The sequence below is a fragment of the Methanobrevibacter sp. genome (assembly GCF_030539875.1).
Lineage (GTDB): Archaea > Methanobacteriota > Methanobacteria > Methanobacteriales > Methanobacteriaceae > Methanocatella.
On sequence record NZ_JAUNXI010000010.1, the window covers coordinates 42,522 to 58,217 of the forward strand.

15 protein-coding genes are annotated in these 15,696 nt (G+C 32.5%); 6 read left to right on the forward strand and 9 right to left on the reverse strand.

Annotation, left to right across the window (positions count from 1 at the left end):
- Positions 1 to 107 precede the first annotated feature (107 nt).
- The 3 genes from Q4Q16_RS05290 to hemB form a co-directional block, all read right to left on the reverse strand.
- Complete coding sequence (locus tag Q4Q16_RS05290; RefSeq protein ID WP_303346681.1) at positions 108 to 431, reverse strand: hypothetical protein; 324 nt, start codon at positions 429 to 431, stop codon at positions 108 to 110.
- A 227-nt stretch (positions 432 to 658) separates the two neighbouring features.
- Entirely contained in the window at positions 659 to 1,537 is an 879-nt protein-coding gene (locus Q4Q16_RS05295) for a triphosphoribosyl-dephospho-CoA synthase (RefSeq protein WP_303346682.1), read from the reverse strand.
- On the reverse strand, positions 1,534 to 2,538 hold the full coding sequence (gene hemB / locus Q4Q16_RS05300) for a porphobilinogen synthase (protein WP_303346683.1): 1,005 nt from the start codon (positions 2,536 to 2,538) through the stop codon (positions 1,534 to 1,536). Before hemB ends, Q4Q16_RS05295 begins: the two co-directional genes overlap by 4 nt.
- Positions 2,539 to 2,678: 140 nt before the next feature.
- Here hemB and aroC point away from each other — a divergent pair, with 140 nt between their 5' ends.
- Entirely contained in the window at positions 2,679 to 3,779 is a 1,101-nt protein-coding gene (aroC, locus tag Q4Q16_RS05305) for a chorismate synthase (protein ID WP_303346684.1), read from the forward strand.
- Here the strand turns inward: aroC and Q4Q16_RS05310 are convergent.
- Together Q4Q16_RS05310 and Q4Q16_RS05315 are read right to left on the reverse strand one after the other, a co-directional pair.
- Positions 3,776 to 4,699 carry an MBL fold metallo-hydrolase gene (locus Q4Q16_RS05310; RefSeq protein ID WP_303346685.1) on the reverse strand — a complete coding sequence of 308 codons (924 nt, stop codon included), beginning with the start codon at positions 4,697 to 4,699 and terminating at the stop codon, positions 3,776 to 3,778. The genes aroC and Q4Q16_RS05310 overlap by 4 nt on opposite strands.
- Positions 4,700 to 4,710: 11 nt before the next feature.
- A complete protein-coding gene (locus Q4Q16_RS05315; protein WP_303346686.1) occupies positions 4,711 to 5,637 on the reverse strand; it encodes a DUF2121 domain-containing protein in 927 nt (308 codons plus the stop codon).
- Positions 5,638 to 5,951: 314 nt separating this feature from the next.
- On the opposite strand from Q4Q16_RS05315, the gene acs reads away from it, so the two are divergent.
- From acs to Q4Q16_RS05330, 3 genes are all read left to right on the forward strand, one after another.
- Positions 5,952 to 8,048 carry an acetate--CoA ligase alpha subunit gene (acs, locus tag Q4Q16_RS05320; protein ID WP_303346687.1) on the forward strand — a complete coding sequence of 699 codons (2,097 nt, stop codon included), beginning with the start codon at positions 5,952 to 5,954 and terminating at the stop codon, positions 8,046 to 8,048.
- Positions 8,049 to 8,134: 86 nt separating this feature from the next.
- Positions 8,135 to 8,509 (forward strand): hypothetical protein, encoded by a 375-nt coding sequence (locus Q4Q16_RS05325; protein ID WP_303346688.1) that lies wholly within the window; start codon positions 8,135 to 8,137, stop codon positions 8,507 to 8,509.
- Positions 8,506 to 9,132: a DUF447 domain-containing protein gene (locus Q4Q16_RS05330; protein WP_303346689.1), complete on the forward strand. Its 627-nt coding sequence runs from the start codon at positions 8,506 to 8,508 to the stop codon at positions 9,130 to 9,132. The genes Q4Q16_RS05325 and Q4Q16_RS05330 overlap by 4 nt, the downstream gene beginning before the upstream one ends.
- Positions 9,133 to 9,290: 158 nt before the next feature.
- On the opposite strand, the gene Q4Q16_RS05335 is transcribed toward Q4Q16_RS05330, so the two are convergent.
- Positions 9,291 to 10,070 carry a TrmB family transcriptional regulator gene (locus Q4Q16_RS05335; RefSeq protein ID WP_303346690.1) on the reverse strand — a complete coding sequence of 260 codons (780 nt, stop codon included), beginning with the start codon at positions 10,068 to 10,070 and terminating at the stop codon, positions 9,291 to 9,293.
- A 94-nt stretch (positions 10,071 to 10,164) separates the two neighbouring features.
- On the opposite strand from Q4Q16_RS05335, the gene Q4Q16_RS05340 reads away from it, so the two are divergent.
- Both Q4Q16_RS05340 and Q4Q16_RS05345 read left to right on the forward strand, forming a co-directional pair.
- Positions 10,165 to 10,890, forward strand: a complete 726-nt coding sequence (locus tag Q4Q16_RS05340) for an ABC transporter ATP-binding protein (RefSeq protein WP_303346691.1) — start codon at positions 10,165 to 10,167, stop codon at positions 10,888 to 10,890.
- A complete protein-coding gene (locus tag Q4Q16_RS05345) occupies positions 10,887 to 12,023 on the forward strand; it encodes an ABC transporter permease (RefSeq protein WP_303346692.1) in 1,137 nt (378 codons plus the stop codon). Before Q4Q16_RS05340 ends, Q4Q16_RS05345 begins: the two co-directional genes overlap by 4 nt.
- A gap of 94 nt (positions 12,024 to 12,117) precedes the next feature.
- Here Q4Q16_RS05345 and Q4Q16_RS05350 read toward each other — a convergent pair whose 3' ends face one another.
- The 3 genes from Q4Q16_RS05350 to Q4Q16_RS05360 all read right to left on the reverse strand — a co-directional run bounded on the left by Q4Q16_RS05350 (position 12,118) and on the right by Q4Q16_RS05360 (position 14,963).
- On the reverse strand, positions 12,118 to 13,086 hold the full coding sequence (locus tag Q4Q16_RS05350) for an ABC transporter substrate-binding protein (protein WP_303346693.1): 969 nt from the start codon (positions 13,084 to 13,086) through the stop codon (positions 12,118 to 12,120).
- 116 nt (positions 13,087 to 13,202) lie between these two features.
- Positions 13,203 to 14,225: an adenylosuccinate synthetase gene (locus Q4Q16_RS05355; protein WP_303346694.1), complete on the reverse strand. Its 1,023-nt coding sequence runs from the start codon at positions 14,223 to 14,225 to the stop codon at positions 13,203 to 13,205.
- Positions 14,226 to 14,807: 582 nt separating this feature from the next.
- A complete protein-coding gene (locus Q4Q16_RS05360) occupies positions 14,808 to 14,963 on the reverse strand; it encodes a hypothetical protein (RefSeq protein ID WP_303346695.1) in 156 nt (51 codons plus the stop codon).
- Positions 14,964 to 15,696: the final 733 nt, after the last annotated feature.

A 15,696-nucleotide genomic window follows, 5' to 3' on the forward strand; every position in this document is an offset into this window, starting at 1 on the left:
GGGAAATTGGGAATTTAACATAAAACACGAAAATCAAACTACAAAAAACAGAACACAACCTAAAAGTGATTTTTAGATGCTTAAAAAAAAAAAAATAAAAAAGTTGATTAGAATATGATTCTATTGCCTGTCCAATCAACCTCGTTGAATGCATCGGATTTCTTTTTATCTTCAAGATATTGTGATGCGTCCCGATATAGTTTAACTCTAAAAATATCCGGATAAGCTATGTAGAGCATATCTCCGTTATCCCTAGTTTCTTTTACGTATGTGCTTTCAAATTTAATGATTGTATCTTCTTCTTTGTTGAAATGATGAACTTCATTTGCACATAATATTTTAAAATGGACAAAATCATCTTTTAGTAGCTCACTTACCAAATCTTCAATCAAAGGAGGATATTCAATATTTTTATTGTATTCGATTTTCATTTTAAATTCCCCATTAATTTTAAAATTTCAACTGAAATTCAACACAGTTATGTAATAATCTTGAATTTAATCCTTAAATAGTTATTGAAAAGAGAATATAACTATATAATTAAGAAATACAACTCATTTGTTTGAAATACTGTTTTAAATGTGATGAAAAAGATTATCAGATAAAATACGCATTTTGGATGCTTAAATAATAAAAAAAAAGTAAGGAAGAGAATTTTTTAATGAAAATTATCCTTTAAATAGCTTACAAAAATTGAAGCTGCCGTTAAGTCTGCAGTTGTTCCGGGATTATATTTATTTTTAAAGAGAAACTCATCAAATTCCTTAAGTTTATCCTTAAAATCAGGTTCGTCTTTTAAATTAAGTAAATCCCTAGTCATCATAGAAATTTTTATAGCTTCATCTGCCCCGTATTTTCTTGAAATTAAGGTATCAGGAACTTGTGACAATATTGTCAGGAATGTTAAAATGCAACTGTCATTTTTAGACTTCTCCTGTGCCAATTTATGATAAGCAGGATAACCTATTTCAAAAACAGCCGGCATGTCCGATGTCATCTCACGCGCCAACATATCCCATGGAGCTGAAATTTTTAAAACATCATACATGGTCTGTTTATTTTCTCTAAGCTCATTTTTGGCATCGTCACTGGCCACATCATATTCATCCTGATTACCCATTCCCCCGGCATCTGCAATATTAATTGCATCATACAAATCACATGCATCATCAACAGAAGTATTTGCCATCAATAATTTAACATTTTCACGGATTTCATCAAATGAACTGCTAATGGCTGCTGCTGCTGCGATTGGAGTAATCATCATGACGATTCCAAGATTAGTGTTGTTATTAATCCATTTATCGGTTTCGGCTACTGCCTGCAAGATGTATTTGCCCAGCAGAGGGTTTTCAATATCAACTTCACTGCATGCTTCACGAACAGCATCTCCAATTACAATTCCGCTGATTATAAAGTCTTCGAAAACCATATCCTCATAGTCACGAGTTCTGTGAACATTTCCAGGTTTCGGATATCCGCTTACTTCAAGGGCTGAAGCGATTTGAGCCATTTTTGCAATTTCTTCTGCTTTCATTCTATCACATCATTAAAAAGCAGGTAGGGTGCGAAATTTGTGATTATTAAGTCTGCCCCTGCTCTTTTTATTGACAGCAATGATTCTGTAATTGCCCTTTCAGTCAAGAATCCCTTTTCAATAGCCGCCATAATCATTGAATATTCCCCGCTTACATTGTATGCAACTAAAGGCAGCATAAACTCATCGCGAACCATGCGGACCACATCAAGGTATGGAAGTGCAGGTTTTACCATTAAAAAGTCACATCCTTCAATCACATCAAGTTCGCATTCACGAATCGCCTCTATTGCATTTCCAGGATCCATCTGATAAGATTTTCTATCACCTAAATGAGGTGATGAACATGCTGCAACTCTAAATGGTTCATAAAATGCTGAAGCGTATTTTGCTGAATAAGACATGATCATTACATTACAATACCCATTTTCATCTAAAATTTCACGAATAGCTTTTACCCTGCCATCCATCATATCCGAAGGTGCAACAATATCGGCACCTGCCTCTGCATGAGATAATGCGACTTTTGCAATATAAGGCAGTGATTCATCGTTTAAAATTTCAATTCCATCGTCAGCATCATCATTTTCTTTTATCATACCGCAATGGCCATGAGAAGTGTATTGGCACAAACATACATCGCTAATTATAACAAGATCTGTTTCTTTTTTAAGTCTTCTAATAGCTTTTTGAACAATACCTGTAGCAGAATAGTCAGGAGATGCGATTTCATCCTTGGTTTCTTCTTTCGGTATGCCAAATACAATAATTGATTTTAATCCCTTTGCCTCAAGTTTCTTTGCAAATTCAACACCACTATCAAGGGAATATCTAAATTCACCGGGAAGAGATGAAATTTCCTCTTTCTCCATTGCCTGAAGCTCTTCTTTAAAATATATCGGATAAATCAGGTCTTCTTTTAGAAGTTTAGTTTCACGAACAATATCTCTAATTTTGGCATTTTTCCTAAGTCTTCTCATTCTTGTAGTTGGGAATTCCATAACAATCACTTAGTTTATAATTAAGATTAAAATTATTAATTAAATTTGTGGAAAAATATTAAATCCAGCATATTCATGGTAGACTTTAATATAATTTAAAAACAGATATTATTATAATAGTTATTAAAAAGAGGTTGAACATGTCAAACTCAATTGGTGAAAAATTTAAAATAACAAGCTTTGGATCAAGTCACGGTCCGGCTGTAGGCGCGATTATTGATGGATGTCCTGCCAATCTTGAATTAACAAAAGAGGACATTCAAAAAGAACTTGATAAAAGAAAACCTGGAACAAGCAGCATAACCACTTCCAGAAAAGAAGATGATGAAGTTCAGATTCTTTCAGGAATATTTGAAGGTAAAACCGACGGCACACCAATTACAGGCGTTATTTTTAATAAAAACCAACATTCCAAAGACTATTCGCAATTTAAAAATACACCCCGCCCATCTCACGGAGATTATGGCTGGATGATGAAGTATGGAAACTATGACTATAATGGCGGAGGCAGAGGAAGCGGAAGAGTTACTGTCGGACATGTTATCGGTGGCGCAATAGCTAAAAAACTTTTAAAAACGCAAGGAATCGAAATCATATCCCACGTTACTCAAATCGGAAATATTAAAGCCGAAGCGCAGGAATACATCACCATAAAAGACAACATCGAAAAAAACCCAATCAGATGCGCTGATTTAAAAGCCGCTCAAAAAATGGAAAAACTGATTTTGGCTAAAAAGCAGGAAGGGGATTCTGTTGGAGGAATTGTAGAAACAATAGCCGTTGGAGTTCCTCAAGGATTAGGAGAACCTATTTTTGAGAGACTTGACGGAGACCTTGCAAGAATTTTAATGAATATCGGAGCTGTTAAAGGGGTTGAAATCGGCCTTGGTTTTGATGTAAGCAATTATTCCGGCTCCGAGATTAACGATGAATACCAAATTAATGACAATAAAATAACAACAAAAACCAATAATTCAGGAGGAATTATCGGCGGAATGAGCAATGGAATGCCCATTGTTTCAAGAATAGCAATCAAACCTACACCATCAATTTCAAAATGTCAGGATTCAGTCAACTTAGAAAAAATGGAAAATGAAAAAATAGAAATTAAAGGACGTCATGACCCCTGTATCTGTCCTAGAGTAACTGCAGTGGCCGAATCAAGTACTGCAATTGTTCTTGCAGACCATATGATTCGCTCAGGATTTATCCATCCCACCAACTTAGAGAGAAAAATTTAATTTCTCTTTATTATGGAAAGCTCATCAAACTCTTTATTTTTAAAGGAAGCCTGATATGAGTTCCTTCTGCCGCTGTTGAATAATGAATGACTAGTGCTGTGAACTGAAGATTCAACGTCCTTAAGTGAGATCAGCCTGAATTTTTTAGGGTTGTTATAGTTTATATTAAATGACAATCCGTCAAATGCAGCTATTGTTTTAACTCCTGTCTCTTTAGAAATCTTTTTAGCTTCAACAACAGGATTATTGGATATCATTTTAAGGCCCAAATGAGTCATTACAGCAACTTTCGGTTTTACTTTCTCAATCAAGGCAATAAAGTCATGTGAACACATATGTCCAGGTATTGTTTTATCTCCCGGCCTTAACACACTGGCCATCAGTATGTCTGCACCTTCATGATAATAAGCCAGATCATCAAAATAGCTGGTATCTGCAGTGTAGGATAATTTAAATCCATTATAATCTATTTGAAATCCAACACCTACAGGATCGCCGTGGTGGGTTTCAGTACCTTTTATCTTAATCCCGTCAACTTCACAAACCTTATCAGGGTTCATTACAAATACTTTTGACTTTGACTGATGGTAATCGGAAATACATGGCCCCCATTTCTCAAAGCCTTTTAAAACACTTGCACTTCCAAAAATACAACCTTTCTGTTTAGTCATTCCTTTAGTCATTGCTTCTATGAGAATTTCAGCATCATTATAATGGTCTGTGTGTGCATGGGAAACAAAAACACCATTTAAATTACGGGGATCAAATCCGAATTGGTAAGTTCTAACAAGGGCTCCAGGACCTGGATCTATGTGATAATTCTTGCCATTGAGATTATCAATTCTAAAACCCCCAGTCATCCTTCTCTGGGAAATAGCGGAAAACCTTCCCCCGCCACTTCCTAAAAATGTAATTTTCATTTAAACCGCCTTTATAATGAACATAAAATTATATCACATTTAAGAGAGGATTTATCTTTTTTAAGGCAGAGGTTTTCGTCTTCAATAACAACTTCATCTCCGATTTCCACATCATCCTTTTCAGTAATCATTAATACATTTTGTCCAGGCCCAGCCAACTGTTTCCAACTGCCGTCTGCTTTTAAAGCCTGTGTCTTATCATTTAATTGAATCTGCAACATATTTCCATCAACAGACACCACACGACCTATTTTACCTTCATCAAGTATTTTATTTGCAAGGTCTATTTCAATGCTCTGTTGGACAAGCTGTTCAGTCAGTTCCTGTCTGAACTTAGTCAATACTTTAATATCGTTGTCAATAGTTATGTTTAAATGTTTCTGGGCGTCGGATGCTGTGAATTTTGGTTGCTGCATTAGCACGTCACAGTTGTCACCGACAGTAGGTGTTTTAGAAGAAACCTCTTTTAATATGCTTTCAAATACATCTCCCATATACCTTAAACTAAAAGATGCTTTCCATTTTCTTGAAATTAAAGTTTCAGCCAATTGCTTTGCATAATTATTACCGAAAATAATAACTCCGCTTTCACCTGCTTTACGTGACTTAACTTCAGAACCCAATAATTCGATAATCTGATAACCGTTGGTTGTTCCGTAAATCCTTCTTCTTTTTGTCTCGAAAGTTCCTTTAGTACTTACTTCCCCGCGGATGGAGTTTCCGACTACCTTCAATTTGCTGGCATCGTCAGTAATCTTAATTGAAATTCCAAGTTCTGATGCCTTTGATAAAAATTCATCATCATTACCGATTGATCCGCTGTATAATTCCTCTTCCAATAACTTTAAATTCTCCTTATCACCAAAATATCCTATTCTTCTTTTATCCGCTGCCATTACACATCCTTTTTTACCTATGTAAGCAATAATTAAGCTCATATTATCTCCTAATTTTGATATTTGACTAAATATGTTTAAAATATTTGAAATATCAATTTTTTAACAAATCTATATATTTATATACAAATCCTATATTATAAAGGTTAATATTAGATTGAAATAAAATGAAAGATGTTGTTTGTTTGCAATAAATAAAAAAGAAGTGTTAAAATTTCTTAAAACTATCAATTAGCAGATTAATTTAATTGTTAAACAATATATTTAAATAATAGTATAACATAAATTACAATTACCATAATTTATAATTATTTATCATTATAAATTATTGATTAAATCAATAAGGAGACAAACTTATGATAGATCTCAATAAAATGTTTAAACCGAAATCTGTCGCTGTAATTGGAGCATCCAATACGCCAGGAAAAGTTGGGCACATCATAGTCGATAATCTTATCAACGATGGTTTTAAAGGCACAATTTATCCTGTAAACCCTAAAGGCGGCGAAATTTTAGGTAAAAAAGCATATGCAAATATAAAAGACATCCCAGAAACAGTAGACTTGGCAATAATTACCATTCCATCAGTATTTGTAAATACTGTTGTTAAAGAATGTGGTGAAATCGGTGTGCAAAACATGGTAGTTATTACTGCTGGTTTTAAAGAAGTGGGGGAAGAAGGTGCTAAATTAGAAGCTGAGTTAACAGCACTTGGTAAAGAATATGCTATAAATATTATTGGACCAAATAGTTTAGGAATTACTGATTCACATACACCGTTAAACGGATCATTTTCACAAATGATGCCACCAGAAGGAAATATGGCATTTATTTCACAAAGTGGAGCTATGATGGTAGCTATCATCGACTGGAGTGTAACTTCCGGAATTGGATTCAGTAAAGTTATAAGTTTAGGTAACAAAGCAGGAGTAAGTGAAATTGAATTATTACAATACCTGGCAGAAGATGATGAGACAAAAGTAATCATCTGTTACTTAGAATCTATTTCTGAAGATGAAGACTTTATAAGAACCATGAGGGAAACTGCACATAAAAAACCGATTATCGTACTTAAATCAGGTTCAAGTTCCGCAGGAGCAGAAGCAGCATCATCCCACACAGGAGCACTTGCAGGAAGTGACTTGGCATTTGATACCGCTTTTCGCCAATCAGGAATTATCCGTGTAGAAACCATGGCAGAATTATTTGACTTAGGTTTAGCATTCTCCAAAGCACCGCTTCCAAAAGGAGACCATGTGGCAATTGTCACTAATGCCGGTGGTGGAGGAGTAGTTACCGTAGACGCAATGGAAAAAACCGGATTGAAACTTGCTCAGTTTGACGAGGAAACCACTGCAAAACTGAAAAAATGTGTTACTGAAGAAGGAAGTGCAAAAAACCCTATTGACGTACTGGGAGATGCACCGGTACACAGATACAAAGAATCATTAGAAATCGTATTAAGTCAGGACAATGTTGACAGTTTAATCGTTATGGTTTGTCCTACCGCATCTGCAGACCCTGACGGAATTGCAAATGCAATCTTAGAAGAGAGAAAAGAATTTGACAAACCTATTATTGTTGTAAACATGGGCGGTCCGTCCTTTGAAAAAGCAAATGATATTTTAAGAGAAAACGGCGTACCAACATACGTATTCCCTGAAACTGCAGTAAAAGCGCTTCAAGCAATGACAAGATATGCAAAACTCGAAAACAGAGTATATGACGATGTTATTGATAACATAAGTGATGTTGATAAAGATGCTGTAAAAGCTATTTTTGACAAAGTGAAAGCAGACGGCAGAGATACTTTACTCGGCAGTGAAGCATATGCTGTTGCTGAGGCATACGGAATTTCTGCAGCACCAATAAAATTATCAACAAGTGCTGAAGAAGCAGCCCAGCTTGCAGAAGAAATGGAATTCCCGGTTGTGCTTAAAATCGCATCTGATAAAATTTTACACAAATCAGATATTGGCGGAGTAAAAGTCGGAATCAACAGTGCTGAAGAAGCTAAAGCAACCTTTGATGAAATTATCGCAAATGCAAAAGCAGCACATCCAGACATTGTCCCTGATGGCGTAGAAGTGCAAAAAATGATGGATTCCGGTGAAGAAGTTATTGTTGGTATGATTCGTGACGAACAATTCGGACCGATGATTGCATTCGGTATGGGTGGAATCTATGTTAACCTCATTGAAGATGTTTCATTCAACCTTGCAAAAGGTATGAGCTCACAAGAAATCGATGAGCAAATCAGCACCACCAAAGTATCCGAATTACTTGCAGGATACAGAGGAGAAGCAGCTTGTGATGTTGAAGAAGTTAAAGAAGCTATTAAAAGAGTAGCTAGATTAACTTTAGATTTCCCAGAAATATCCGAGTTAGACATTAACCCGATCTTCGTTTACGAAGAAGGTTCCAGTGCACTCGATATTAAAATCAAATTATAATTTCTCAAATGAGAAATTAACTCTTTTTATTTTTTTAAACTTTAATAAATATTAAATTCATAATAATAACCATGTTAGGTGATATTATGGATGGTGAAATTGATTTAGAGTTATATACTATTTCTTTGATTCGGTTGAATTCTATTTTTCAAAAAATTGAAGATGAAAAAATAGTAACTGACATAATTTCAGACATAAACGATTGTTTTAATGATTTAAACCAATTAAATGAAGATATCTTAAACGATTTATCGCAAGCAGAAATTAACATTAATGAGTATGACCCATTTTTTGAAAATGGAATGGTGATGTTTCCAGAATATACTAAAGGTATTGATGAAATTATAGAAAAAATAGATGATGAAAACCTTAAAGCTGCATTGAATACTTTATCAGACCTTTTTGTGAAATTAATTAAAGTAGGTAATGAATACTTTGAAAAAAGAGGCGCATTAAAATGAAATTTGATTTATCCAAAATAGGAATTAAATCAGATTTGCAATATGAATGTATTACAACCACCATTAATAAAGACGGCGTGAAAAATGCAGGCGCATTTGCATTTGAATATTTAGGTAATGACAAAGTACATTGCCACATCTTTGAAGGATCAAAAACTTTAAAAAATATCCTAGATACTAACGAATACGTAGTTAACATAACACAAGACCCATTAGTTTTCACATATGCCACACTAGATTGTTTAGGCAATGAATATTATACTGATGATGACTCAATAGCTATTATTAAAAACACTCTAGCTTACATTATTGTCGATGTTGAAAATGTTGAGATTAAAACACCTGAAAATTTCCCAATCAAAGGCGATAGCAATATCTATTTCATATATGGAAAAATCAGAGAATTAGTTATTAATGATGAAAGAGCAGCAGCATTCAGCAGAGGAATGTCTGCGTTGATTGAATCCTTAGTTAACTTTTCAAGATACAAAATAGTGGATGAAGAAAAAAGAAAAAAATACATGGACGAATTAATTGAAAATCAGAGAGTTATAAATAAAGTTTCAGATGAAAAAACTAAAAAGGCAATAGCTGATTTAAAATTTGAATACGAAAAATACTAGTTTTTAAAAAAAAGATAGGTTGTAAAAAGTTTAGACTTGAAACTATAAAAATTATTCATAAGAATCAAATTGCTTATACTCATATGCAGATTTTGGTCGTTATAGGACTATAAGCGCTTTTATATATTTTGAGAATGATTTCAATATTATGTGAAATTTTATTGTCCAATCTTGTTCATTAAAAGTTCAGTAGACCATATATAATTATAAATACCATAAACCATTTCTACAAATTCATTGTATTGGTTCCATATTCCCATTGCTGTTTTAGGTAGTGGTTTGTTTTCTTTAATCTTGCAAAATGTTATTAGCATCTCTTTTTTATCCCTTATTACTAATTTAATAAATGGAGTCTGAGTTATCTTCATTTCTAGATTCAATTTACTTATTTCTTTTATAATATCCTCTTCACCATATGATCCATTAAATATAGATCTTACATGCACTCCTTTTTTAATAGCTTTTTCTAGATTATCTTTCAATAGTCTGGATTCATCTTTAAACATTAAACCAACTAAAATAAATATTGATTCCTTAGCTCTTGATATTATTTCCATTTCTTTTTTTAAGTTTTTTTCACTTCCATTGATTAACCATATCGGTGCTGGAACACTTGGGATTTGGTCCTGATATATGAAGTTTAGTTCATTTTCAGCTTCATCTAGCTGTTCTTTAATATAACTTCTTGACTTTTCAAATACTTCATTTGGTGGTACTACATTAAACTTTAATGGCTTGCCATTTATTATTTCAACAAAACCTTTTTTAGAAAGACTTTTAAGTACTGCATATACTTTTGATCTTGGTACCTTTGATTCTAGACTAATTTCTGTTGCAGTTGCAGAAATTAATGACATAGTTGCGATGTATGCTTGAATTTCATATTCTGTTAATCCAAGGATTTTTAGAGCATTTATCGTTTTTTGATTTACAGACATTTTATCCTCCAATTATTGTTTTATTTTATACTATCTTAGTTACAAAAAGTATTTAAATATATTTATTGTAACGTAAATACAGGAGTGAACAATTATGATTTTTGCTGTAAAAACCATTTCGTTAGGAAAAAGTTATGGAGATTTCAGAGCCCTTGATAATTTAAATCTTAGAATAAAAAAAGGTGAAATTTATGGTCTTTTAGGTCCTAACGGCGCTGGAAAAACAACAATTATTAAAATATTATGTGGTTTATTAAGTCCAACATCTGGTGAAGCATACATACTTGATAATAAGGTTCCAAATAAAAAAATTTCATCTGATATAGGTTATATGCCTCAAGAAACAGCACTTTATTCCGGGCTGACTGTTCATCAAAATATAAATTTTTATGCTAATTTGTTTGGTATTAAAAATAATGAAATTAAAGAAAAAGAAACGGAACTCTTAAAGTTTGTCGACCTTTATGATTGGAGAAATGAAATTATAGAGAATCTAAGTGGCGGAATGAAACATAGAGTATCGCTTGCCTGTACTTTAATTCATGACCCCAAGGTGATAATTTTAGATGAACCAACTGTTGGTGTTGATCCTGAACTTAGAATTTCCTTTTGGAATTATTTTAACAAACTAAAAGAAAAAGGAGTGTCAATACTACTTACAACTCACTATATGGATGAAGCAGAACGATGTGATAGAATTGGTCTCCTAAGTCATGGGCATTTAATCGCTGAAAACAGCCCTAAAGATCTTATTATTGAAACAGAAACAGATTCTCTTGAAGATGCATTTTTAAAATTTTCTAGGATGTGTGATAGATGAAATTTAATAGAATTTTTGCAGTTACAAAGAGAATATTCACAGATATAAAAAATGATAAACGGACAATGGGTCTTATTATACTTGCACCAATACTTGCAATGACTGTATTTGGGATTGCTTTCAGTGGAGATGTTGAAAATATAGATGTAATTGTTGTAAATCATGATGAAGGATTTACAGTTCATGGAGAAGGTTTTAAATCTTTATCTCAAGACATACTCTCCAATATTGATGATAAAACAATAAACATACAATATATGGATAATGAAAATCAAGCATTAGATAAGGTTGAAAGAGGTGAGGTTTATGCAGTTATTAGTTTTCCACCTAACTTTACAAAAGATGTTTTTTCAGGTGTTAAAAATTCTAACTCATCAAATTCTGATATAACGGTTAAAGCTGATGAAAGTATTGTGAATATTAAAACTGCAATATATAGTTCTTTAACAGATGCTCAAAAAATAACATTTGATAAAGAAGGATTTAAATCTCCGGTTAACATTAATGAAAATCCAGTTTATGGAAAAAATGCCGAATTCATTGATTTCTTTGTTCCGGGAATAATGTCCTTTGTTGTTTATATTTTAACGATATTACTTACTCTCATATCCTTTGTAGGTGAAAGAGTTTCAGGCACATTAGAAAGGATTTTAGCAACCCCTCTTACTGAAACTGAAATCATATTAGGTTATGGTATTGCTTTTAGTATAATCGGCATAATTCAATCTGCAATACTGATTATAATTGGAATATTAGTGTTTAATATTACAATAGTTGGAAATGTCCTAATTGCCATTTTAGGAATATCCCTTTTAGCTATTGTATGTCAATCTTTAGGAATATTGCTTTCTAATCTTGCCGATAGAGTTGAACAAGCTATTCAATTTATTCCATTTGTAGTGCTTCCAGCATTCTTACTTTCCGGAATATTTTGGCCAATAGAAGCAATTCCTCAGTGGCTTAGACCATTATCTTATTTAATACCACCTACTTATGCTGCAAGGGCTTCCCGTGCAGTCATGATTAAGGGATGGGGTATTGATATGATTTGGATGGATCTACTTGCATTGACAATATTTGCATTTATCTTTTTAACAATGTCTGTTTACTCTTTAAAGACCAAAAAAGGATAAATTTTATTATAAATAAATTGTTGGTTGAAAACAAATTTAGGCCTATAAAATTTTAAAGTCAAAAAAAAAGAAAATTAAAAGCATAGTTAATTAACTATGCTTCCCAGTATATTTTATCTTGAGGAATGGTTTTATTTAAAAGGCCAATGCTTACTTCAAGTGTTTGGAATTCATCTACATCTGCTTTGAAATCATTATCAATACCAGAAATAAATGGGAAACTAGCTAGAGAATCAGCTTCTAAACTCGCATCAGATACAATATCTTCAGGCAAGAGTTTTACAACTTTATCTGCATTGCCATCTTTAACATTTTCATTGATGAATTCAGTTGCATTTTCATGGATTTTTACAATAGTTTTTGCTTGATCTTCATGGTTTTTGATGAAATCATCAGAAGCAACAACCACACAACATGGATGGTCCGGCAAGATTTCAGAAGAATCAGCCAATACATGAGCATTGCTTTGATTTTCAGCAATGGACACATAAGGCTGATAAGTAATGATACCATCAATCTGACCTGCTTTTAATGCATCATTCATTGAAGGAACTTTCATTGCAGACACATTAACATCATCAATAGTCAAACCGGTTTGATTCAAATAGTAAACAAGTAGGGAATGTTGAATAGAAGCTTCCCCAGGAGTTGCAAGTGTTTTTCCTTTTAAATCAGCTGCAGATTGAATTCCAGAATTATCAGTTACAATAATACCTGAACCTTCTGTTTGAGCTGAAGAAATAACTTTAACAGGGACTCCTTTTTCAATTGAAGATAAAACAGGAGTAATTCCAAGATAACCAACATCCACTTCACCACTAGCCATAGCAGTCATTAAATCACCACCATTATTAAATTGGACTAGTTCAATGGAAATATTATTGTCATTATACATACCTTTAGCATCAGCAACAAATAACGCCGCATCGTGATCTGAAGGTAGGTAACCTATCTTTACAGTGTCGTCTCCTCCCAAAAAGTTGAAAAGACCCATACTGGCCGAACCTATTACTAAAATCAAAGCCAGCACCAACACTAAAACAAATATAATTTTTTTATTCATCATATCACCGTTAATTAATATTAACTACATGAATAAGTTATAAAAAAATAGATATAAAAACATTACTTTTTAACAGTGACATTCAGTATTAAAGAAAAGAAAGAAAAAAAAAGAAGTTATAATAACTCTTTTCTCAAATCAATAGTATCCTTTAAATCAGGACCTGTTGAAATAATAGTTACAGGAACTCCAGTTTCAGATTGGATTTCATCAATGAAAGCCTTAGTTTCAGCAGATAAATCACCATAGTCCTGTGTTCTTGCACAATTCGGATATAATTTGTCAACACATGTTAAAGCTATTTGAGTTGCGCCGTTGATTCTGCATGATTCCTTTGCAAGTTCCATGTCAAAGTATCCTATTCTTCTGCGTCTTCCGGTTACAACACCGTATTCTTCAAGTCCTTTTTCTTCAGCTTCTTTTTGGCTCATTTCAGTTGGAAACGGTCCTTCACCAACACGAGAGATGTAAGCTTTAAATACATTAATGACTTCATCCACTTTAGTCGGGCCGACACCTACGTCAGCAGCAAAAGTAGATGCAGTAGTATCTTTACTGGTTACAAACGGATAGGTTCCATAATAAAGGGATAAAGCAAAACCTTGAGACCCTTCGATAAATACATCCTCACCATTGTCAATAGCTTCATTACAGGCAACTGACACATCAGTAATGTATTCCTCAAGTTCAGGAACATCACGGGCCAAATCGATTGTTCTCATCACCCTGTCAGAATTTGCAGGTCCGCAGCCGGAACCTGTACTTCCGATTTTTTTAGCTAAATGTTCAGAGCTTTTATCTCTGCTTCTGTGATTCTCTGTAATAATTGCACATCTAGGATCGACGCACATTCTTTCTTTTACGTTATACTTCTTTAATTTATCAAATTCATCAAATAATACATCAGGATTTACTAAAACTCCTGCTCCAATCATGAGTTTAGCATCAGTATGTACGAAACCAGAAGGGGTTAATCTTAAACCATATTTCTCTCCATTAAACACTACAGAATGGCCCGCATTGGGTCCAACTCCTGCACGAGCTATAATATCTGGTTTATCATTGCCGCAAAGGTAAGTAATACATTTTCCTTTACCTTCATCGCCCCAGGCACCACCAACTAAAATACTACAAGTCATTTAATAACTCCTTAAAAATCAATATCAGAAAATAGTTAAATTTTCATAACAATAATATTATATCATTAATGATTAAAAAGCTTTTGGAAATGAAAAATTTGAGTTCTTTCAAAAATTTAAGTGATTTTTAGTAAATCGCATTGTCTTCGTCCCAATACTTTAATTTTAAATCAAATCTTTTTAAAATTCATTTATCTGTTTTTAATAATTTTTTTATGTGTTTTGAGAAGTTTTTTAGGAAGCAATTGTCAATTTTATTGGATGTGATTGCAATTTTTGAGTCGATGAGGTAATTCGTAAGTTTTTTAAATTTAGGAATTATCAAATTAGATGGTAATTTACGAATAACTGATGGAACGTTTGAATCTAAATAAAATATTTTGTTTCTTTTTTCTTTAGCATTATTCATTGAATCAGTATCAATAATATCGAAAAATATTCTTTATAGTCTTGAATTATTTTTATTTCTTCTTTAGAAGTGTTGTTTTTAGCAATATGGTCTCTAATTTCCCTGTTCATTAATTGTTTTGTGTGAAATGTGCAGAATTGTTGTTTAATTTATAATCTATCAATTGCTACTCTTTATTCTTGTTTTAAATCAGTCATTATACAATTTTTCTTTTGATTACTTAGTGATTGATTTAAAATGTTGTATACGTTGTCCACTGCCTCTGAATCGACCAATTCTTTGGCCACTTTTGTATTTAGTTCTAAGTCGAATAAAACTAAAAGATACATCAAATTTCCATTCTTTTTAACCCAAATAACATCAAATAAATAATATCCAGAAAAACTCCAATTTTCATGCTTAATTTCATATTCTGACTTTAAAAATAATGTTTTCTATACTCTGATTTGAGATTTCAATGTTATGTTCTTTTTTTAAAGAATTACAAATTTTATGAAGACTTCCATTAAAATAACTGCATAAATACCCAATATATTCAATTACAGGAATAATATATTAGCATTTTCATTAACAATACTTGTTAAATCAGCATAGATTACATGGCCACATTTATTACATTTATATTTCTGTACAACACAGTTTTGTTCCCCAATTGTTAAAAAAAAATTAATTTTCTATAATAAATACCATTTTTAACAACATCCCTAGAACCACTGGATTAAAATACTCATCACCATTTCTTGAAACAAACAAAGAATCATCAATAGATTGACATCCATTTCAAGTTTTATCCTCATCTGTACGAAATCATGAAAACTCTGGAACAAAATCACAAAATTTAAATTGTTTATCAAATAAAATACAACTTTAGGCTTTTATATTTACTGTAGACATATTAATATATTATCTTCACTTATTATATTAATTTTAATACTTCTAAATTAAAAATAAAGGAAAAATAGAACAGAAAAAATGTTGCTCCAAAAAATTAATTTCAATCCAAATCACTTAAGTTTTTGAAAGAGCCATCTCTTCCAAATTTGATTATTACTATGGTAATTA